Source organism: Glycomyces terrestris (assembly GCF_003933745.1).
GTDB lineage: Bacteria > Actinomycetota > Actinomycetes > Mycobacteriales > Micromonosporaceae > Glycomyces > Glycomyces terrestris.
Genome location: NZ_RSEB01000002.1, coordinates 186,028 through 206,329, shown reverse-complemented (window position 1 = coordinate 206,329; position 20,302 = coordinate 186,028). Strand labels below are relative to the sequence as shown.

Below are 20,302 nucleotides of genomic sequence, written 5' to 3'. Positions count from 1 at the left end.
TCCGTGAGCCTAGTCCATCTGTGCCAGCGGGAGGGCACCCCCAAGGGGCCCTCCCGCGTGCGGAGACGGTGGTCAGTGGTCAGGAGTGGGCGTGCTCCACGACCGCGGCGAGCTCGGCCGCGACCGACTGCGCGACGGGCTCCTCGGCGGCCTCGACCATGACGCGCACGAGTGGCTCGGTCCCGGAGGGCCGCAGGAGGACGCGGCCGTCCGCGCCGAGCTTGGCCTGCCAGAGCGCGACGGCGTTCTTGACGTCCTCGTGGTCGATGACGGACTTGTCGGCGACGCGCACGTTCAGCAGGACCTGGGGCGCGGGCGTGAACACCGACGCGAGGTCCTTCAGGGTCCGGCCGGTGGCGGCCATGCGCGCGAGCAGCATGATCGCGGTCAGGGAGCCGTCGCCGGTGGTGGCGTGGTCGGACATGATGATGTGCCCGGACTGCTCGCCGCCGAGGGAGTACCCGCCTTCGGCGAGGCGCTCGAGGACGTACCGGTCGCCGACCTTGGTGGTCTCGAGCTCGATGCCGGCCGCGCTCATGGCCTGGTGGAGGCCGAGGTTGCTCATGACGGTGGTGACGAGGACGCCGCCGTTGAGCCGGCCGGCGTCGCGCATCGCGAGGGCGAGGATCGCCATGATGGCGTCGCCGTCGACGGTGTTGCCCTCGGCGTCCACGGCGAGGCAGCGGTCGGCGTCGCCGTCGAGGGCGATGCCGGCGTCGGCGCCGTGCTCGACGACGGCGCGGCGCAGGCCGTCCATGTGCGTGGAGCCGCAGTTCTCGTTGATGTTGAGGCCGTCGGGGTCGTCGTTGATGGTGACGACCTCGGCGCCGGCGCGGCGCAGGGCCTCGGGGGCCGCGCCGGTGGCGGCGCCGTTGGCGGGGTCGACGACGACCTTGAGCCCGTCGAGCGGGTTCGGGCAGACGGCCACGAGGTGCTGGATGTAGGACTCGACGGGGTCGACGGAGCGGACGATGCGGCCGACGCCCTCGCCCTGCGGGAGCGGCGCGGTGTCGTCGAGGGCCGCTTCGATGGCGTCCTCGACGTGGTCGGGGAGCTTGCGGCCGCCGGCGGCGAAGAACTTGATGCCGTTGTCGGGCATCGGGTTGTGCGAGGCGGAGACCATGACGCCGAAGTCGGCGCCGGTCAGCGCGGTGAGGTGGGCGACCGCGGGCGTGGGAAGGATGCCGAGGTCGATGACCTTGGCGCCGGCGGCGGCGAGGCCCGCGGCGCTGGCGGCGGCGAGCATCTCGCCGGAGGCGCGGGGGTCGCGTCCGATGACGGCGACGGTGCGCCGGTCGGTGGCGCCGAGGACGCGGGCGGCGGCGATGTTGAGGCGGAGCGCCAGGTCCGGCGTGAGGTCGGCGTTCGCCCGCCCCCGTACGCCGTCGGTGCCGAACAGTCGTGACACGGTGTGGCTTCCCATCTTGGCGGTGCCGGTGCTGTGCTCGCGGGCCTCTGCTGCGGGCTGCGGGCCGGGACCGGACCTGTCGGTCGGCGGCAGTGCCGGTCGGCCTGCCGGGTGGCATGGAAAAAGGGGCCGCCGAGGATGTCCTCCTCGGCAGCCCCGTCGCTTGTGCAGACTAGCGCGTCCCTCTCGGAAGAGGGAAGGCGTGCTAGCGCTTCGAGTACTGCGGCGCCTTGCGGGCCTTCTTGAGGCCGTACTTCTTCGATTCCTTCTCGCGGGCGTCGCGGGTCAGGAAGCCGGCGGCCTTGAGGGCCGGGCGGGTGTTCGGGTCGATCTCCACGAGGGCGCGGGCGATGCCGAGGCGCAGGGCGCCGGCCTGGCCGGTGGCGCCGCCGCCGTGGATGTTGACCAGGACGTCGAAGTTGTCGCCGGCCTCGACGGTCACGAAGGGCTCCGCGACGGTCTGCTGGTGGACCTTGGACGGGAAGTAGTCCTCGAGGCTCTTGCCGTTGACGACGTACTTGCCGGTGCCCGGGACCAGGCGGACGCGGGCGATGGCGCGCTTGCGGCGGCCCACGGTCTGGATGGGGCGGTCGACGGGGACCACGGGGATGGTGGGCACGGACGGCGCGGCGGCGACGTCGGCGGGGACCTCGACCGGGACCTCGACGGGCTCGGCGGCGGCCTCGGGGGCCTCGGTTTCGACGGCCTCGGTGGCCTGGATCTCGTCACTCATGTCTGCTCCTCGCCCGCGCCTACTGCGCGACCTTCGTGATCTCGTACGGCTTCGGCTGCTGGGCGGCGTGCGGGTGGCCGGGGCCCGCGTAGACCTTCAGCTTCTTGAATACGCTGCGACCGAGCTTGGTCTTGGGCAGCATGCCGATGACGGCCTTCTCGACCACCTTGTGCGGGGCCTTCTCCATCAGCTCGGCGTAGGACTTCTCCTTGAGACCGCCCGGGAAGCCGGAGTGGCGGTAGGCCTTCTTGGTCTGGAGCTTGTTGCGGGTGAGCACGACCTTGTCGGCGTTGACCACGATGACGTAGTCGCCGGTGTCGGCGTTCGGCGTGAACGTGGGCTTGTGCTTGCCGCGGAGCAGATCGGCTGCGTGCGTCGCGAGACGACCCAACACCACGTCGGTCGCGTCGATCACGAGCCACTGCGGTTCGATGTCACCCGCTTTGGGGCTGTACGTCGGCACAGTGTTACCTAGCTTTCGTTGTCGGTGTGGAACGAATCCCGCAGATGAGGGCGGGACCGCCTGAATCCCCGCGGCCGCTGGCGGCGCGCGCCGGCCGCATCGCGGCCGTCCGGGATTCGTTGGACAGCGCCGCCGCGGCGGCCGCGCGGGCGGCCTGGTGCGGTGGCACTCGAACAACAGCTGCCAAGTCTACGCGGTGGTGGCGGCCCGCTTGAAGGCGGCCGCCGTGACCTCGGATACAGGCCCCGCGGCCCCGCCCGGGGCCGCGGGACCGGCCCGCTAGGGCTGCGGTGCGGCGTCGACGACGGGCAGGTACACCTTGCCGCCGGCGGCGGTGAACTCCTCGCTCTTGCCGGCCATGCCCTGGGCGGCGTACTCCTTCAGTTCCTGACTGATCTTCATGGAGCAGAACTTGGGGCCGCACATGGAGCAGAAGTGCGCGGTCTTCGCGGGCTCGGCGGGGAGGGTCTCGTCGTGGTACTCGCGGGCCCGGTCGGGGTCGAGGGCGAGGTTGAACTGGTCCTGCCAGCGGAACTCGAAGCGGGCCTTGGAGAGGGCGTCGTCCCAGGCCTGGGCCTGCGGGTGGCCTTTGGCGAGGTCGGCGGCGTGGGCGGCGATCTTGTAGGCGATGACGCCCTCCTTGACGTCGTCGCGGTTCGGGAGGCCGAGGTGCTCCTTGGGGGTGACGTAGCAGAGCATGGCGGTCCCGAACCAGCCGATCATGGCGGCGCCGATCGCGGAGGTGATGTGGTCGTAGGCGGGGGCGACGTCGGTGGTGAGCGGGCCGAGCGTGTAGAAGGGCGCTTCGCCGCAGATCTCCTGCTGGAGGTCGACGTTCTCCTTGATCTTGTGCATCGGGACGTGCCCGGGGCCCTCGACCATGACCTGGACGTCGTACTCCCACGCGATGTGGGTGAGCTCGCCGAGGGTGCGCAGCTCGGCGAACTGGGCCTCGTCGTTGGCGTCGGCGATGGAGCCGGGGCGCAGGCCGTCGCCGAGGGAGAACGCGATGTCGTACTCGGCGAAGATCTCGCAGAGTTCGCGGAAGTGCGTGTAGAGGAAGTTCTCCTCGTGGTGGGCGAGGCACCAGGCGGCCATGATCGACCCGCCGCGGGAGACGATCCCGGTGACGCGGTCGGCGGCGAGCGGCACGTACCGCAGGAGGACCCCGGCGTGGACGGTCATGTAGTCGACGCCCTGCTCGGCCTGCTCGATGACGGTGTCGCGGTAGACCTCCCAGGTGAGCTTGACGGGGTCGCCGTTGACCTTCTCGAGGGCCTGGTAGAGCGGGACGGTGCCGATGGGGACCGGGGAGTTCCGCATGATGTGCTCGCGGGTCTCGTGGATGTGCTTGCCGGTGGAGAGGTCCATGACGGTGTCGGCGCCCCATTTGACGGCCCAGGTGAGCTTCTCGACCTCGGCGGCGATGGAGTCGGAGACGGCGGAGGTGCCGATGTTCGCGTTGATCTTGGTGAGGAAGTTCTTGCCGATGACCATGGGCTCGGTCTCGGGGTGGTTGACGTTGGCGGGGAGGATGGCGCGGCCGGCGGCGATCTCGGTGCGCACGAACTCGGGTTCGAGCCCTTCGCGGATGGCGACGAACTCCATCTCGGGGGTGACGATGCCCTGCTTGGCGTAGTGGAGCTGGGTGCGGCACGGGAGGGTCCGGCCGCCGTGCCGGATGGCGCCGGGTTTCGCGCCGGTGCCCCCTGCGGCCGCTTCGGCGCTGTCGGCGGCGGTTTCGACGCCGCCCGCACTCGCTCTGGTGGCGCCCGCCGCGGCTTCGCGCTCGGCGATCCAGTGCGCCCGCAGCCGGGGCAGCCCGACCTCGGGCTCCGACCCGGGTCCGGAGGTGTCGTACAGCCGCACCGCCGGCTCGCCGCCGCTCAAGGCGACCTCGGTGAACGGAACCCGGACGTCGGCCCGCGACCCTTCGACGTAGACCTTGCTTCTGCCGTTCATGCTTCTCTCCTCAGTGATCTCGATCATCCGATCGCGCAGGGGCGGCGCGAACTGTCATACCTATGCCGCAGGTTTGGACCCGGGGGCCCGGAATCCGCGATTCGGGCGGTGCTTGGGCTGCTTGAAAACCTCTCGCGGACCAGCCGATCCGCCGCCTCCGCGATGTCGGACCCTTGGGGCAGGGTTGATGCCGGGGGCCCGGAATCCGCGAATCGGGCGGTGCTTGTGCTGCCCTCGATTCACAGGGCCGCGCTCTTGCGTCCGTGATGGTGGTGAAGGGGGCCGCGGCCGGTGCCGAGGCGCCAGGCGGCGGCCGCCTTCATCGCCTCGGTGACGTAGACCTTCGCGCCGGCGACGGCCTGCGGCAGCGGGTGCCCGAGGGCGAGGCGGGCCGCGATCGCGGAGGCGAGGGTGCAGCCGGTGCCGTGGTCGTTGCGGGTGGCGACGCGCGGGGCCGAGAGGTCGAGCATCTGGCCGTCGCACCACAGCACGTCGACCGCCGCCGCGCCGTCCCGGTCGAGGTGCCCGCCCTTGACGAGGACCGCGCGCGGCCCGTACGTGGCCAGCGCCCGGGCGGCCTCGCGCATCTCCTCGACCGACTCGATCTCGCGCCCGAGGAGCTGCCGGGCCTCGATCAGGTTGGGCGTCATCACGGTCGCGAGCGGCCCGAGCCCGCCGAGGTACGCGGCCGGGTCGCCCGCGTAGAGCGGGTCGCCGGTCGTGGTGACCATGACCGGGTCGACCACGAGGTTCGGCAGCCGGTCGGCCTGCCCGTACTCGGCCACGAGTTCGAGCAGCTCGGCGCCGCCGAGCATCCCGGTCTTCACCGCGGCGACGGGGAAGTCGCCGAGCACGGCGTCGAGCTGCGCCCGCACCAGCCCGGCCGCGACGGGTTCGGCCGCGGTCACCCCGCGGGTGTTCTGGGCGGTGATCGCGGTGAGGACGCTCGTGCCGTGGACCCCGTGCGCCGCGAACGTGTGCAGGTCCGCCTGGATCCCCGCGCCGCCGCCCGAGTCGGAGCCGGCGATGGTCAGCGCGATGGGCGGCTGCGGGTGGACGCGGTTCACAGGTCGGCCATCCCTTCGAACGTCGAGGAAGCCTTCGCCAAGTGCCGCTTGGGAATCCGCCCGGCGAGGCGCGCGGCGCGGCCGGCGTTGACGGCGTCGCGCATCGCGGCGGCCATGAGCGCCGGGTCGGCGGCGCGCGTCACCGCGGTCGCGAGGAGGACCGCGGAGCAGCCGAGTTCCATCGCCAGCGCGGCGTCGGAGGCGGTGCCGATGCCGGCGTCGCAGATGACGGGGACGTTCGCGTGCTCGCAGATGAGGGCGAGGTTGTGCGGGTTGCGCACGCCGAGCCCGGTGCCGATCGGGGCGGCGAGGGGCATGACGGCGGCGCAGCCGGCGTCTTCGAGACGGCGGGCGAGGACGGGGTCGTCGCTGGTGTACGGCAGGACGGTGAAGCCGTCGCGCACGAGGGTCTCGGCGGCGTCGAGGAGTTCGACGGGGTCGGGCAGGAGGGTGTCCTCGTCGCCGATGACCTCCAGTTTGATCCAGTCGGTGTCGAAGGCCTCGCGGGCGAGGCGGGCGGTGCGCACGGCCTGTTCGGCGGTGAAGCAACCGGCGGTGTTGGGGAGGAGGTCGACGCCGCACTTCTCGATGACGTCGAGGACGGACCCGGAGGCGTTCGGGTCGACGCGTCGGAGGGCGACGGTGACGAGTTCGGTGCCGGACGCGGTGATCGCCTCGGCGAGCTGGGCGTGGCTGGCGGCGCCGCCGGTGCCGAGGATGAGGCGGGAGCCGAAGGTCTTGCCGGCGATGGTGAGCGCGGTGTCGCCGCGGCCGGGCGGGTGCGGTTCCATGGTCAGCCTCCTTGGGTGGCGGTGAGGACTTCGACGGCGTCGCCGTCGGCGAGCGGCCGGTCCCATTCGGAGCGGGGCACGACTTCGCCGTTGACGGCGGCGGCGATGCCGCGGCGGGCTTCGGTGACGGCGGCGATCGCGTCGATCACGGTCGTGATCCCTTCGCGCGCTTCACCATTGACTTCGATCTTCACGTTTCCTCCTGTTCGGTGAACCGCTGCGGGGCAAAGGCCGCGACGGGGCCGGGGTCGCCGCCGGCGAGGAGTGCGGCGACGGCGGTCGCGGTGGCGGGGACGAGGGCGATGCCGTTGCGGTAGTGGCCGGTGGCGGCGAGGGTGCGCGGGTCGAGGCGGCCGATGAGCGGCAGGTTGTCGGGGGTGCCGGGCCGGAAGCCGACGCTGACTTCGGCGAGGTGGTACTCGGCGGTCTCGGGCACGAGTTCGATCGCCCGCCGCAGGAGGTCGTGGACGGCGCCGGCGGTGCCGGTGGTGCTGTCGAAGCCGCGTTCGTCGCTGGTCGCGCCGATGACGACTTCGCCGTGCTCGCGGGTGACGATGTAGACGCTGCCGCCTTTGACGTAGCCGCGCACGGTGGTGCGCGGGACGGGCTGTTCCGGTGCGGCCCTGAGCCGGAGCACGACGCCGCGCACGGGCCGCACCGGGAGTCCGAAGCGCGCGGAGCCGCAGCCGGCGGCGATCACGACGCGGTCGGCGTCGACCGCATCGAGATCGTCGACGGCGGTGGGTTCGAGGCGCACGCCGGCGCGGTCGGCCGCGGCGAGGAGGGCGTCGTGGACGGCGCGCGGGTCGACCGCGCGGTCCTCGGCGGCGAGGACGCCGGCCCGGACGCGGTGGCTCAGCAGGGGTTCGGTGCGGCGGACGGCGCGGCCGGTCAGGGTCTCGACCTCACGGGCGGTGAGGCGGTAGAGCTCGGTCTGGCGCTCGACTTCGGCGCGGTCGCCGTCCTCGACGCCGACGACGACGGTCGGGATGTCGCGGAAGCCGACCGGGAGGCCGGAGGCGGCCTCGAGTTCGCGGGCGAAGGCGGGCCAGGCGTCGGCGGAGGCGGCCATGAACGGGGTCAGGGCCGCTTCGCCGTAGTGGGATTCGGTGACGGGGGCGATCATGCCGGCGGCCACGCGGGAGGCGCCGGAACCGGGCTCGGGGTCGTGCACGACGACCTCGGCCCCGGCCTGAGCGGCCCGCCACGCGACGGCGAGCCCGATCGACCCGGCGCCGACGACGGCGACGCGCATCAGCGTTCGCCCGTCCCTCGCAGGACCCCGGTTGGGTCCGGGGGCGGCTGGTCGCGGTCGATCCGCGGGTCCCCGGCGGGGAGGGCGGCGCGGCCACTGCGGAGGTCCGGGCGGGAGGACTCGGTGCGACCGGTCCGCACCGTCGGGGCGGGCGCGTCGCGATCGAGGGTCGAGTCTTCGCGATCGGATTCGGTGGCCGAGCGAGCGCCCTGGTCAGCCCGCGTTCGCGACGGAACCTCCGTCACGGTCGTCTCTCCTACGGCCGCAAGCAGTTCCGCAGTGGTGGCGGGATCGGGGGCCGAGTCTTCGCGAGCCAACTCGGCTGTCGAGCGGGCGCCCTGATCGGCCCGCGCCCACGTTCGCGGCGGAGCCGTCGGCACGGCCGTCTCTCCAACGGCCGCAAGCAGTTCCGCAGTGGCTGCGGCCGGATCGGCGGCGGCGGAGATGGCGCCGACGACCGCGACGCCGTGCGCGCCGGCGTCGCGGCACTGCGCGGCGCGTTCGGCGGTGATGCCGCCGATGGCGATCACGGGGAGGTCGACGGCGGCGCAGACGGCGGCGAGGCCGTCGAGGCCGATCGGCCGCGGCAGCCCGGCCTTGGTGGTGGTGCCCCAGACGGGCCCGACGCCGAGGTAGGTGGCGCCGGCGCGGCGGGCCGCGCGGGCCGACTCGGGGTCGCGGCAGGTGCCGCCGATGATCGCGCGGGCGGGGAGGAGGCGGCGGCCGGCGTCGAGCGGGAGGTCGTCGGCGCCGAGGTGGACGCCGTGCGCGCCCACGGCCTGGGCGATGTGCACGCGGTCGTTGACCAGGCACACCGCGCCGTACTCGGCGCAGCGCTCGGCGACGGCGGCGGCGAAGTCGTACGCCGCGCGGTCGGTGTAGTGGTCCTCGGGCCGGACCTGGACGAGCCGCGCGCCGGCCGCGAGCGCGGCCTCGACGACGGTCAGCGGGTCGGGCCGTCCCGGGGCGGGGACTCGGGTGTCGGTGACGACGTGCAGCCGGGGTAGGCGGATAGCGCGCATAGGCTCCTTCTCCCTGCGCCAGCATGATCTGGATCAGGTTCGACGGTCGGGACTACCCAGTCCCCTCTCAGCCCGATGCATCGGACTCCCGCGGGTTTCGTTGTTCGGCCGTCACGCTACGCCATCGCGAGCGGTCTTCGCAACCGGTGTGTCAGCAAGCGGACACGGCGGTTCGCGGACCCGCGCTGCTGTCGCCATTGCCCCGCGCGGCCCGTTTGAGGCCACTTTTACACCTGTGACCTGGGGCTTGACCTCCGGCCCCGGGGAGTCTTACGATGACCCGCACCCATACTACAACGTTGTAAAGAACGGGAGCTCCTCATGCGACAATCCCTACTCCTCGACCTGCGGCGAGGAGGCGCCCTCCTCCTCGCGGCGGTCCTCGTGCTCGCCGCCACGGCCGCGTCCATCGGGTGGTCCCCCGCTCCCGCGGCGGCCGTCACCACCGGGAACGGCGCCCTCGTGTTCTCGCCCGCGGCGGGCAGCTCGTTCAACCCCGAAGGCGGCACGCCCGCCGGCACCACCTACGCCAAGATCATCGTGCTCAAGCACGCCGGCTCCTCGAACGGCACGCAGCTGGTCACCTTCGACAAGCTCGTCCTCCAGAACAACGAGCAGGTCTACCCGATCTACCGCAGCACCAACGACGGCGTGAGCTGGACGCACGTCGCCGACGTGAACCCGAGCGACCAGTTCCCGGCCTTGACGCGCACCGCGCAGCCGTTCCTGTTCGAGGTCTCCGAGACCACCGGGAACCTCACCGCCGGCACGATCCTCCTGGCGGGCATGATCATGCCCGAGGACCGCTCCTCCAGCCGCCTGGTCGTCTACAAGAGCACCGACCGGGGCACCAGCTGGAGCTACCTGAGCACCATCGACTCCGGCGGCCCGGCCGTGTACGACCCGAGCCCGAGCTCGACCACCACCACCGTGTGGGAGCCCTCGCTGGCGATCGACGCCAACGGCGGCCTCGTCGCGTACTACTCCGACGAGCGCCAGAAGGCGAACGGCGTCCTCCAAGCCGTCTCCTACCGCCGCTCCACCGACGGCGGCCAGACCTGGGGCTCCCTGGTGAACGTCTCGGCCCCGAACAACCGGTCCGACCGGCCCGGCATGATCACGGTGACCGAGCTGCCCGACGGCCGCTACATGGCGACCTTCGAGGTCGTCAACCGCCCCAGCCAGTCCCAGAACACCGCGCCGGTCTACTACAAGATCTCCAACGACGGCCTCAACTGGGGCACGACCACCAGCATCGGCACCCCGATCAAGCTCGCGGACGGGCGGGGCATCGGCTCCTCGCCGTACGTCAAGTGGGTGCCCACCGGAGGTCCGAAGGGGATGGTCGTGGTGGCCTCGAAGTGGTCGCTCGACGCGAGCGGCAACATCGACGGCGGCCAGAACTTCTACGTCAACTACAACCTCGGCGAGGGCCCGTGGGAGCGCCTGCCGATGGCGGTCACCTACGACGCCAGCGACACCCAGGGCGGCAACTTCAGCGGCTTCGCCCAGGGCATCGACGTGGGCGCCGACGGCCGCACCCTCTACCAGGCCGTGAACGTCGAGAACACGACCACCGACCTGAACGACATCCGCGTCGGCTCGATCCCGCTCGACGCCCAGCAGTACGAGGCCGAGAACGCCGCGCTGAACAGCGTCTCCACCGTGACGCACGTGCAGGCCTCGAACGGGTCGAAGATCGGCAACATCAACGACACCGGCGACTATGTCGAGTTCACCGTGAACGTCCCGGCCGCCGGGACCTACACGATGAACGTCCGCTACGACAACGGCTTCGGCTCGACCGCGACCCACTCCGTCAGCGTCAACGGCGGCGCCGCCTCCTCGATCAGCTATCCGGCCACCGTGGACTGGGGCCGCTTCGCGTGGGCCCAGAAGTCCGTGACGCTCAACGCCGGCAGCAACACGATCCGGTTCTCGAAGGCGACGAACTTCGCCGAACTCGACGTGATCCACCTCTACCGCAGCACCGCGCTCGACCCGGTCTTCCAGGTGCAGAACCGCAACAGCGGCAAGTACCTCGAAGTCCTCAGCGCGTTGACCGCCGACGGCGCGGCCGCGGGCCAGTGGGGCGACACGAACCATGCCACCCAGCGCTGGACCGTCACCGGCGGCTCCACCGTGCAGCTCGTCAACCGCAACAGCGGCAAGCTCCTGGAGATCCCCTCCGCGCAGACCGCCGACGGGGTCGACGCCGTCCAGTGGGGCCCGACCGGCAGCGCCACCCAGTCGTGGACGGCCGCGACCAGCGGCGGCTACTGGACGTTCGCGAACGCCAACAGCGGCAAGCTCCTCGAGATCGCCGGCTGCTCCACAGCGGACGGCGCCGTGGCGCAGCAGTGGACCTCGAACGGTGCGGCCTGCCAGCAGTGGCGGCTCGTCAAGGAGGGCATCCAGTAGCGGCGAGCGGCGGCACGCGATGCCGCCGCGCCACCAGGCCATCGGGGCTCCGCGCCCCGGCGGATGAAGCAGAGGGGGCGCGTCGCGCCCCGGCGAGTACCGGGACCGGCGGGGCGCGATGCGCCCCGCCGGTTTCGGCGCTAGGCCGCGACGCGGTCGACGCGCAGGACCCGGTAGCCCTTCGCGCTCGCGTGCTTGTCGACGGCCCAGCCGCGCTCGGCGAGCCAGCGCGCGAGCGAGTCGGCGCCGAGGTGCTTGGAGACGACGAGCCAGGCGACGCCGCCGTCCTTCAGGCGCGGCAGCCAGGTGTCGAGGAGTTCGTGCAGGGCCTCCTTGCCGACCTTGATCGGCGGGTTGGACCAGATCTCGTCGAACCGGAGGTCGGCGGGGACGTCCTCGGGGGCCGCGGTGCGGACCGTGCCAGGGACGTCCGCGGTGTTGCGGCGGGTCAGGTCCAGGGCGCGGCGGTTGACGTCGACGGCCCAGACCTCGGCGTCCTCGCGCTGGGCGAGGACCTTGGTGATCGGGCCGTAGCCGCACCCGAGGTCGAGGAAGACGCCGGGCTCCTCGGGCAGGACCACCTTGTGCAGGAGCACGCTCGTGCCCGGGTCGAGGCGGTTGCCGGAGAAGACGCCGGTCGAGGTCGTCAGCTCGTACTCGACGCCGTCGAGTTCGAACCCGATGGTGCGCTCGCGGTCGTCGACCGCGGGCTGCTCGCTGAAGTAGTGCTCTGGCTGCTCGCCTGGACCGTTGGACATGCGGACCATTGTCACCCGCCCCGCCGGGCCGAAGCGGCGGGACCGGGAGGGAGAGAGGCGTGCGTCCCGGTCCGCACGGCTGACGGGGCCGGCCCGGGAGGTGGAATGTCACACGGCACTCAGACCATGCGCCGGGCCGGGCAGTGGAATGTCACCACTCAGACCGTGCGCCGGCCCGGGAGGGATGCGAACCCACACGGTGCGGGTGCGAGACCCGTGCTGCGGAGGGGATGGCACGCGGGCCGGGACCGGCCGATGCCGCCCGGTGGAACATCACATGTCACATGGCGCCCACTGCATTCGCCCCGGCGTGTCACCTGGGGACGACAGGGATTCGAACCCACACGGCACGGGTGCGAAACCCATGCTGCGCAGGGGAAGGGACGCGGGCCGGGACCGGCCGATGCCGCCCGGTGGAACATCACATGTCACATGGCGCCCACCGGATTCGACCCGGCGTGTCACCCGGGGAGATGAACGGCGCTCATCCCGTCCATCTCCAGGGGGAACGATTCACCGATTCGCCCGCTTCCGGGTCTAAGCTGCCACCATGGCACACGGCCCGTCCCCCTTCGGGGTCCCGCAGCAGGCGGGGCACCGGAACCAGCACCGACCGGGAACCGACTGGGCGGAGTACGACGAGCGCGCGCGGATGGACGCGTCGACCGTCCGGCTCAGCCCGGAGGAGCGCGCGCCGCTCCAGCGGTCTCCCGAGGAGGAGATGGAGGCGCACCTGGAGCACATCCAGGCGTCCCGTCCCCTGCGCCGCGCCGCGCAGCGCGCCCGGCGCCGTACCAAGTGGTGGCTCGTCGCGCTCGCGGTCGTCAGCGGGCTCGCGGTCGCGGCCGCGTGCGCCGCGGGCGCGTTCATCGTGCTGCGCGAGGGCGAGCCGGACCCGGCCGCGCCGAGCGCCGGCCCCGAGCAGTCGTCCACAGGGGACGCATCGGCGGGCGCGCCCGAGGTCGTCGACCCGATCGCGAGCCGCGAGACCGACGCCGCGCCGCTCACCGTCGCCGAGCTCTTCGGCGCCGACTCGATCACGCCCGCCGGCGCCGCCGGCGCGTACGAGGTCCTCGAGACCGAGGAGCTCGCCGACTGCGCCGAGGCCGGGCTCGACGAGCTCGCCGACCTCCTCGCCGACGCCGACTGCACCCAGACGGTGCGGGCCACCGTCGTGAGCCCCGACGGCGAGTACGCCGCCACCGCGGGGGTCCTCAACCTCGCCACGGCCGCCGAGGCCGAGGAGCTGCGGGCCGCGATCGCGGCCGGTCTCGACGGCGGATTCGCGGTGCTGCGCACCGGGGGCGGCGCCGAGGAGCTCGGCCGCGCCGACACCCAGCTCGGCTACAACACGTACGGGCACTACCTGATGTACGTCGTCATCGGCTCCACCGACGGCGAGCCGCTCCAGGACGCGAACGACGGCGTCCGCACGATCGTCGGCGACGTGCTCGACATCTGGTTCGTGGACCAGCTCAACCCGCGGCGCGAGGTGCAGTAGCGAGCGCGGGGAAAGGGGACGGCAGTCCGCGCCCGTTCCGCCGTCCGGCCGAAGGCCGGGCGGCGGCGCCGTGTCCGGCTCGTGAACATTCGTCCGACGCTCTTGCCTTAGCCGATGATCCCATGTTTACATCGAATGAGGCCGATGCCCCCGTCCCCCGTCAGCCGCTCCCCCGCAACCGGATCCGCCGGTTCCCCATCACCGCTCAGGAGCTGCACATGCCTGCCTGGTCCCTCCTCCCCCGCCGCGCCCTGGCCGCCCTCGCCGCCGTCGCGCTCGCGCTGCTGGCCGTCCTCGCCGTCGACGCCACCCCCGCCGAAGCGGTCCGCCCGCCCGGCATCCCCTCGACCGCGACCGCCCAGTCCGAACTGAACGCCCTCCGGGTCGCCGCCGAGTCGAACGGATCGAGCTACGACCGCTCCCTGTTCCCGCACTGGAGCGCGGTCAGCGGCACCGGCGGGTGCACCGCCCGCCAGCACATCCTCAAGCGCGACGGCCAGAACGTGGTCACCTCAGACGGCTGCCAGCCCACCTCCGGCCGCTGGCAGTCCGACTTCGACAACGTCTGGACCACCTCGGTCTCCAACGCCACCATCGACCACGTCGTGGCGCTGTCGGAGGCGTGGGCCTCGGGCGCCTACGCCTGGACCACCGCCCAGCGCCAGGCCTTCGCGAACGACATCAACTCGCCGCAGCTGTGGATCGCCACCACCTCAGCGAACTCGTCCAAGAGCGACTACGACCCCGCCGAGTGGATGCCGTCCAACACGTCCGTGCGCTGCGACTACGTCAAGGCGTGGACGCACGTGAAGTACCTCTACAACCTCACGGTCGACTCCGCCGAGAAGTCCGCGATCCAGTCGCACCTGACGAACTATTGCGGCTCCTCCGGCGGCACCGGCTGCACCGGTTCGAAGACCACGGCGGCCGCGATCCCCGAAGGCGCGCCGCTGAACTCGACGATCAGCCTGTCCTGCACCGGGACCGCGTCCGCGAGCGGCCAGATCACCGTGAGCGTCACCCACCCCTACAGCGGCGACATCGCCATCGCGCTCGTCGTCCCCGACGGCTCGACGTACACGCTCAAATCGGCGAGCGGCTCGACCACGCCGAACATCAACACGACCTACAGCGCCAACCTCTCCAGCGAGTCCCGCTCAGGCACCTGGACGCTGCGGGTCACCGACACCTACTCGGGCGGGTCGAGCGGCACGCTCAACAGCTGGTCGCTGAGCATCTAGCGGCCACCGGCGGCCAGCCCGGCGGGCCGGCCGCCGAAGCGGTCACCCAGCAGTCCCCCAGGGCTCGCGCGGAGGGCCGGGCGCGCATCGCGCCCGGCCCTCCACTGTATCCACCGCGGGGTCAAGTATGTCCTTTATGGTCGATCATTGAGGCGGGCGCTCCAGTGGACGCGCTCGCGGCCCTCGCCCTCCTGGCCATTCCACTGCGGCGTCTGCGTCAGGTAGAACAGGTAGCCGAGCGCCGGCCCGACCACGACCGCCGCGATGCCCACGGCCACGAGCAGGCCCTGCATCGTCGCCGGCGCGCCGGCGGCCTCCGCGATCGTCACCTGGTCGACGAGGACCCACGGGTACTGGCCGATCCCCCAGCCGGCCATGACGGCCGCGACCGCGATGACCGCGGTGCCGCGGGCCGGGCTGAACCGCCTGCGCCACAACAGGACCAGCGTGGCGATCCCGCCGAGTGCCGACAGTGCGATCACCGGCGCCGCGCGGCCGACCAGGCCCTCCCAGAGGGTCGGGGCGTCGTGCTCGATCGGGATGAGCCCCGCGAAGACGACGACGCCCGTGACCGCGCCGACCACCAGCGACCGCCGCCGCATCCGCTCCGCGAGCGCGGCCTGGCCGCGCCGGGCCGCGTCGGCGGTCAGGAACGTGCCGGCCAGGAACGCGCAGGTGCCGACCGAGATCGCGCCCGTGAACAGCGGCGTCGGCGCGATCCACGACGACCACGGGTCGCCGCCGCCTCCCGCGGGGACGCGCCCGGAGGCGAGCGCCCCGGCGATGGTGCCGAGGAAGAACGGCGCGAGCACCGAGGAGGTCGCGAACACGATCCCGAACAGCCGCGCCTGCCACAGGGTCTCGCTGTACTTGCGGAACGCGAAGCTCGCGCCCCGCAGCACGATCCCGACGAGGGCGAGCACGAACGGCACGTACAGGGTCGTCATCGCGGCCGCGAACGACTCGGGGAAGCCGGTCCACCACGTCACGAGGACGTAGATGAGCCACACGTGGTTCGCCTCCCAGACCGGCCCGATGCTGTGGTCGATGAGGGTGCGCACCTCGGCGCCGCGGCGGCTGCCGCCGGCGGTGAGGTCGTGGAACCCGGAGCCGAAGTCGGCCCCGCCGAGCACCGCGTAGAACAGGACGCCCGCGAACAGCGCCGCGGCGACCGCGAACTCGACCGTCATCATCGCCCGGCCTCCCCGCCGGCCGGCGCCTCCCGTTCGTCGGGGCAGTCCCGCACGTCGGCTCCCGCCGGGCCTTCGGCCGCGAGCGTCTTGGGGCCGTACGGGCTCGGCAGGTCGCCGCCCTTGCGCCAGCGGCGGGCCATGGAGCGGAGCACCACGATCGCGCCGAGGGTCATGCCGCCGTAGAGGACGACCGATCCGCCGTAGACGAGCCACAGCGCCGAGGAGTGGTCGCCGGCGGCCTCGGTGGTGCGCATGACGCCGTAGACGATCCACGGCTGGCGCCCCACTTCGGTGGCGATCCACCCGGCCTCCATGGCGACGACGGCGAGGATGCCGGAGACGGCCATGAACCGCAGGAACCACTTGTTGTCGAGCAGTTCGCGTCGTCGCCAGCGCAGGAACCAGTACAGGGCGACCGCGGCCATGAGCAGGAGGCCGATGCCGATCATGGCCTGGAACGCGTAGTGGGTGAGGTTCACGGGCGGCTCGTCCTCCTCGGGGAACTGGTCGAGGCCGGGCACGGGTTCGGTGAGCGAGCCCATCGACGCGATCGAGCTGAGGTAGGGGACCTCGATGGCCCACTTGACCTCGCCGTCGACGTAGACGCCGCCGATGCGCAGCGGGGTGGCGCCGTCCTCGGTGGTGTCGGCGAACTCGAAGGAGGCGAGTTTGGCGGGCTGGCGTTCGGCGAGGCCCTCGCCGAGGAAGTGCCCGACGAAGGGCTGGGCGAGGGCGGCGATGGTGGCGAACGCGAAGGGCACCATGAATCCGAGGCGGTGGTGGCGGTCGCGGCGGCCTTTGAGCATGCCGGCGGCGTAGACGGCGGCGATGGAGAAGCCGGCGACCATGTAGGCGGCGACCCACATGTGCGCGAACTGCATGAACGCGTGGGGGTTGAAGAGGACGGCCCAGGGCTGGACGTTGGTGACCTCGCCGTCGACGAGGTCGAAGCCGACGGGGACGTTCATCCAGGCGTTCACGGCGAGCACGCAGTAGGTGCCGATGACGCCGGTGATCGCCATGGGCAGCACCATGAGGAGGTGGAGCTTCTGCGGCATGCGGCCCCAGCCGTAGAGGTAGATGCCGAGGAAGATCGCTTCGAGGAAGAACGCGAGCCCTTCGAAGGCGAAGGGGAGGCCGAGGACGTCGCCGTAGGTGCCCATGAGGCCGGGCCACAGGAGGCCCATCTCGAAGCTGAGGACGGTGCCGGATACGGCGCCGATGGCGAAGAGCACGGCGGAGACCTTGCCCCAGCGCTTGGCGAGGTTGAGTGCGACGGGGTCGTCCTTGCGGATGCCGCGCAGGTGCATCACGAAGATGATCGCGGGGAAGGCGACGCCGAAGCAGGCGAGGATGATGTGCCACCCGAGCGAGAGCGCCATCTGCTGGCGGGCCGGGAGGAGCCCCGCGGGGTCGGCTGCGGCGACCGCGTCGGAGGCTTGGGCGAGGAGCTGGGTTGCGTCCATGCTTTGACGCTAAGCCCTCCGATGACCGATTCCATGCGCTTGTGAATGCTTTCACAAGGCCGTCTCGGGCGCTTCCGAACGTGTTCAAAAACCTCTGTGCCTGCGAAAACGCTGGTCGAGGCGGGATCGGGCCCGGCTCGGGGCGGGTGCGTCCCGGCAGCGCTCAATTTCCGGTCGAGCGGCCTTGGAGGGGTGCTCGTCGGCGCGGCGCCGTCGGAGGTCCGGCCGGCGCTCCTCGCGGGCCGACCCGGCGTCCGCGGAAGATCCGTCTCCGGACGCCGCCGCGGAGGACCGAGCGGCCGGGCCCGGGCGGGCCCGGCCGGGAACGGGCCGTGTCGGCAAGGCCCGGCCCCGGCTCGGGACCGGTCGGCCCCGCTCGCGGGTGGCTCGGTCTCGGTCGAGCGGGCCGCGTGCCGCTACGCGCCGAGTTCCGCGGCGGCGGCGACGAGTTCGGCGAGCTCGTCGACGTCCGGGTCGTCGGTCGTCTCGGCGAGCGCCTGCGCCTCGGGCAGGATCGCGGCGCAGTCGAACTCGGCGGACCCGCGGAGCGCTTCGGCGAAGGCCGCGGCGACCGTGGCGACGTCGAGGCCGCTGTCCGGGAAGTCGAAGACCGCGCCGGCGTCGGCGGTCTGCTCGGCGGTGCCGGTCTCGCCGGTCTCGGGGTCGGTCCAGCGCACGGCGGCCGTCAGGTACTCGCCCGTCTCGCCGGTCGGCACCACCTCGTAGAGCGCGGTGACGCTGTGGCCGGGTCCGACCTCGCCGGCGTCGACCGAGTCGTCCTCGAAGTCCTCGTCCTGGAGGGCCCGGTTCTCGAAGCCGATGAGGCGGTAGGAGGCGACCGTCTCGGGATTGAAGGTCACCTGGACCTTCGCGTCCTCCGCGGTGACGCCGAGCGTCGAGGTGAGCCGTTCGGAGAACACCTCCTCGGCGCGGCCCTGGGAGGCGAAGAAGACCGCCCAGCCGTCGCCGTTGTCGGCCAGCTGCTCGAGCAGCTCCTGATTGTAGGAGTCGCCGACGCCGACGGTCAGGAGCGTGATGCCGTCGGCGATCTCGCCGCCGATCGCATCCAGCATCGCGTCGTGCTCGGTGAGCCCGACGTTCGCCTCACCGTCCGAGAGGAGCACGACCCGGTTGTCGCGGTCGCCGTCGAAGGCCTCGGCGGCGAGCTCGTAGCCGTCCTCGAGGCCCGCGTGCATGTTGGTGGAGCCGTCGGCCTCCAGGTCGTCGATCGCGTCATGGAGCGCCTCGCCGTCGCCGACCTCGGTCATGCCGAGGAGCACGTCGGACTCGCTCTCATAGGTGACGATCGCGACCGCGTCGGTCGGCCGGAGCTCGTCGACGAGCAGGTGGAGGGCGTCGCGCACGATCGCGATGCGGTCGCCCTCCATCGAACCGGAGACGTCGATGACGAACGTCAGGTTGACGTCGTCGCGCCCGGCGTCGGACTCGGTCCGGGTCTGGAGGGCGACCCGCACCACCTGCGCCCCGTCCTCGGCGCCGTACCACTCGGGCAGGTCCTGGTATCCGACGGTGAGCGCGAAGCCGTTCCCGGCCGGCTCCTCGTAGCCGTAGTCGAAGGAGTTCACGAACTCCTCGGGCCGCACCTGGTCCGGCGGCGGAAGTTCACCGTCCAGAAGGGACTGGCGGGCGTAGTCGTAGGAGGCGGTGTCGACGTCGACGGCGAACGTCGACTCCGGGTCGTCGGCCGGGTCGGCGGACTCGTTGACCTCGTACTCGGCCTCGCTCTCGGCCGGGTCCACGGCGCCGGGGCCGGCCAGGTCGACGGCGGTCTCACCGCCGGCCTCGCCGGTGCAGGCGGCGAGAAGGGCGAGCAGGAGTGCGGCGGGTATCGCGAGGAGGCGTCTCATGGAGGGGTCCCTTCGGTGCGGTGGGCGTTCCTCCATGAGACGCCGGGCGGGCGATCCGGTTCCGGCCGTTGCCGAACCGTGACCCGTCAGCAGGCGCGGTAGCGCTTCGGCAGCCGGAAGCCGTAGTCCCGCATGACCTCGCGCAGCACGTCCGGGTAGTCGGTGATGATGCCGTCCACGCCGTCGTCCACGAGCTTGCGCATCGTCGCCTCGTCGTCCACGGTCCACGGGATCACCTCGATGCCGTGGTCGTGCGCGTGGTCCACCATCGCCTCCGTGACGTACGGGACGTAGTCCGAGTCCCCGACCTTGCCGTGCTGCGGGGAGCCGTGCACGGGCGAGAACGCGTCGGCGCCGAACGAGGCGATCGCCGCGATCGGGTCGCCGCCGAAGTCGTCGATGTCGATGCCGCCCAGCCAGGGCGAGGCGCCGGGCTGGCCGGTCTGGAGGAACGAGATGTTCGTGAGCGCGATCAGCGGCAGGTCCGGCGCGGTCTCGCCCATGAGCATGAGCGCGCCCCAGTCGAAGCTCTGGATCGTCACCTGGCGGCCGATGCGGGCCTCGCGGATGTCCGCGACGACGGCCTCCACGAACGCGGCGCGCGGCGCGGTCTCCTGCGGCGCACCGGCTTCGACCTTCGTCTCGACGTTGAGCTTCACGCCGTTGGCGCGGTACTCGCGCACGAGGCCGAACACCTCCGACAGCAGCGGCATCCGCTCGCCGGGGTGGGCCTCCTGGCCGGGGAAGTTCACCTGGGTGAGGGTGCCGCAGTCGAGCGTGCGGACCTGGTCGAGGGTGAGGTTGGTGATGTACTTGCCGACGTACGGGTACTCGGGGTCGCCCGCGAACGCGGGGGCGGTGTCGAGGCACTTCGTGGCGGCCACGCGGCGGTCGTGGGTCACGACCGCGTGGCCGTCTTCGGTGATCTGGACGTCGAGTTCAAGGGTGGTGACGCCGAGTTCGAGGGCGTTCGCGAAGGCGGGCAGCGTGTTCTCGACGACGAGCCCGAGGCCGCCGCGGTGGGCCTGGAGGTCGAAGTCGCGCTTGGGGTGCGCTTCGGCGGGCGAGGGCAGGGCGATGAAGAGCGCTGAGGCGGCGATGACCGCCACCGCGCCGGCGGTGAGGAAGCGTCTCATGGCCTCAGCTTCGGGGC

Annotated in this window: 16 protein-coding genes, 1 pseudogene and 1 riboswitch; of the genes and pseudogenes, 3 read left to right on the top strand and 14 right to left on the bottom strand. The window is 72.1% G+C overall.

Features of this window, described 5'->3' with window-relative positions; translation table 11 throughout:
* Positions 1-79: 79 nt before the first annotated feature.
* The 9 genes and pseudogenes from glmM to thiE form a co-directional block, all read right to left on the bottom strand.
* Entirely contained in the window at positions 80-1,408 is a 1,329-nt protein-coding gene (glmM, locus tag EIW28_RS06490; RefSeq protein ID WP_125246915.1) for a phosphoglucosamine mutase, read from the bottom strand.
* Between the two features lie 205 nt (positions 1,409-1,613).
* Complete coding sequence (gene rpsI / locus EIW28_RS06485) at positions 1,614-2,141, bottom strand: 30S ribosomal protein S9 (protein WP_125246914.1); 528 nt, start codon at positions 2,139-2,141, stop codon at positions 1,614-1,616.
* 19 nt (positions 2,142-2,160) lie between these two features.
* A complete protein-coding gene (rplM, locus tag EIW28_RS06480; RefSeq protein ID WP_125246913.1) occupies positions 2,161-2,604 on the bottom strand; it encodes a 50S ribosomal protein L13 in 444 nt (147 codons plus the stop codon).
* A gap of 279 nt (positions 2,605-2,883) precedes the next feature.
* Entirely contained in the window at positions 2,884-4,566 is a 1,683-nt protein-coding gene (gene thiC / locus EIW28_RS06475; RefSeq protein WP_125246912.1) for a phosphomethylpyrimidine synthase ThiC, read from the bottom strand.
* Positions 4,567-4,805: 239 nt separating this feature from the next.
* Complete coding sequence (gene thiD, locus EIW28_RS06470) at positions 4,806-5,633, bottom strand: bifunctional hydroxymethylpyrimidine kinase/phosphomethylpyrimidine kinase (RefSeq protein WP_197717124.1); 828 nt, start codon at positions 5,631-5,633, stop codon at positions 4,806-4,808.
* Positions 5,630-6,424, bottom strand: coding sequence for a thiazole synthase (locus EIW28_RS24635; RefSeq protein WP_158630306.1), 795 nt, complete (start codon positions 6,422-6,424; stop codon positions 5,630-5,632). Before EIW28_RS24635 ends, thiD begins: the two co-directional genes overlap by 4 nt.
* A gap of 2 nt (positions 6,425-6,426) precedes the next feature.
* Positions 6,427-6,618, bottom strand: coding sequence for a sulfur carrier protein ThiS (gene thiS, locus EIW28_RS06460; protein ID WP_125246910.1), 192 nt, complete (start codon positions 6,616-6,618; stop codon positions 6,427-6,429).
* Positions 6,615-7,679, bottom strand: a complete 1,065-nt coding sequence (thiO, locus tag EIW28_RS06455; protein WP_125246909.1) for a glycine oxidase ThiO — start codon at positions 7,677-7,679, stop codon at positions 6,615-6,617. The genes thiS and thiO overlap by 4 nt, the downstream gene beginning before the upstream one ends.
* 392 nt (positions 7,680-8,071) lie before the next feature.
* Positions 8,072-8,701 (bottom strand): annotated as a pseudogene (thiE, locus tag EIW28_RS25615) (thiamine phosphate synthase); the annotation flags it as partial.
* Positions 8,695-8,801: riboswitch (TPP riboswitch) on the bottom strand. Its footprint overlaps the pseudogene before it by 7 nt.
* A 221-nt stretch (positions 8,802-9,022) precedes the next feature.
* Here thiE and EIW28_RS06445 point away from each other — a divergent pair.
* On the top strand, positions 9,023-11,122 hold the full coding sequence (locus EIW28_RS06445; protein ID WP_125246907.1) for an RICIN domain-containing protein: 2,100 nt from the start codon (positions 9,023-9,025) through the stop codon (positions 11,120-11,122).
* A 140-nt stretch (positions 11,123-11,262) separates the two neighbouring features.
* Here the strand turns inward: EIW28_RS06445 and EIW28_RS06440 are convergent, their stop codons facing one another.
* A complete protein-coding gene (locus EIW28_RS06440; protein WP_125246906.1) occupies positions 11,263-11,880 on the bottom strand; it encodes a class I SAM-dependent methyltransferase in 618 nt (205 codons plus the stop codon).
* A gap of 550 nt (positions 11,881-12,430) precedes the next feature.
* On the opposite strand from EIW28_RS06440, the gene EIW28_RS06435 reads away from it, so the two are divergent.
* Positions 12,431-13,381, top strand: coding sequence for a hypothetical protein (locus tag EIW28_RS06435; RefSeq protein ID WP_125246905.1), 951 nt, complete (start codon positions 12,431-12,433; stop codon positions 13,379-13,381).
* A gap of 218 nt (positions 13,382-13,599) precedes the next feature.
* Positions 13,600-14,622, top strand: a complete 1,023-nt coding sequence (locus EIW28_RS06430) for a proprotein convertase P-domain-containing protein (protein ID WP_125246904.1) — start codon at positions 13,600-13,602, stop codon at positions 14,620-14,622.
* Between the two features lie 134 nt (positions 14,623-14,756).
* On the opposite strand, the gene EIW28_RS06425 is transcribed toward EIW28_RS06430, so the two are convergent.
* From EIW28_RS06425 to EIW28_RS06410, 4 genes are all read right to left on the bottom strand, one after another.
* Positions 14,757-15,812 carry a cytochrome d ubiquinol oxidase subunit II gene (locus EIW28_RS06425; protein ID WP_125247534.1) on the bottom strand — a complete coding sequence of 352 codons (1,056 nt, stop codon included), beginning with the start codon at positions 15,810-15,812 and terminating at the stop codon, positions 14,757-14,759.
* Complete coding sequence (locus EIW28_RS06420) at positions 15,812-17,281, bottom strand: cytochrome ubiquinol oxidase subunit I (RefSeq protein WP_125246903.1); 1,470 nt, start codon at positions 17,279-17,281, stop codon at positions 15,812-15,814. The genes EIW28_RS06425 and EIW28_RS06420 overlap by 1 nt, the downstream gene beginning before the upstream one ends.
* 416 nt (positions 17,282-17,697) lie before the next feature.
* Complete coding sequence (locus EIW28_RS06415) at positions 17,698-19,149, bottom strand: vWA domain-containing protein (protein ID WP_158630305.1); 1,452 nt, start codon at positions 19,147-19,149, stop codon at positions 17,698-17,700.
* 86 nt (positions 19,150-19,235) lie between these two features.
* Complete coding sequence (locus EIW28_RS06410) at positions 19,236-20,285, bottom strand: glycerophosphodiester phosphodiesterase family protein (protein WP_125246901.1); 1,050 nt, start codon at positions 20,283-20,285, stop codon at positions 19,236-19,238.
* Positions 20,286-20,302 lie beyond the last annotated feature (17 nt).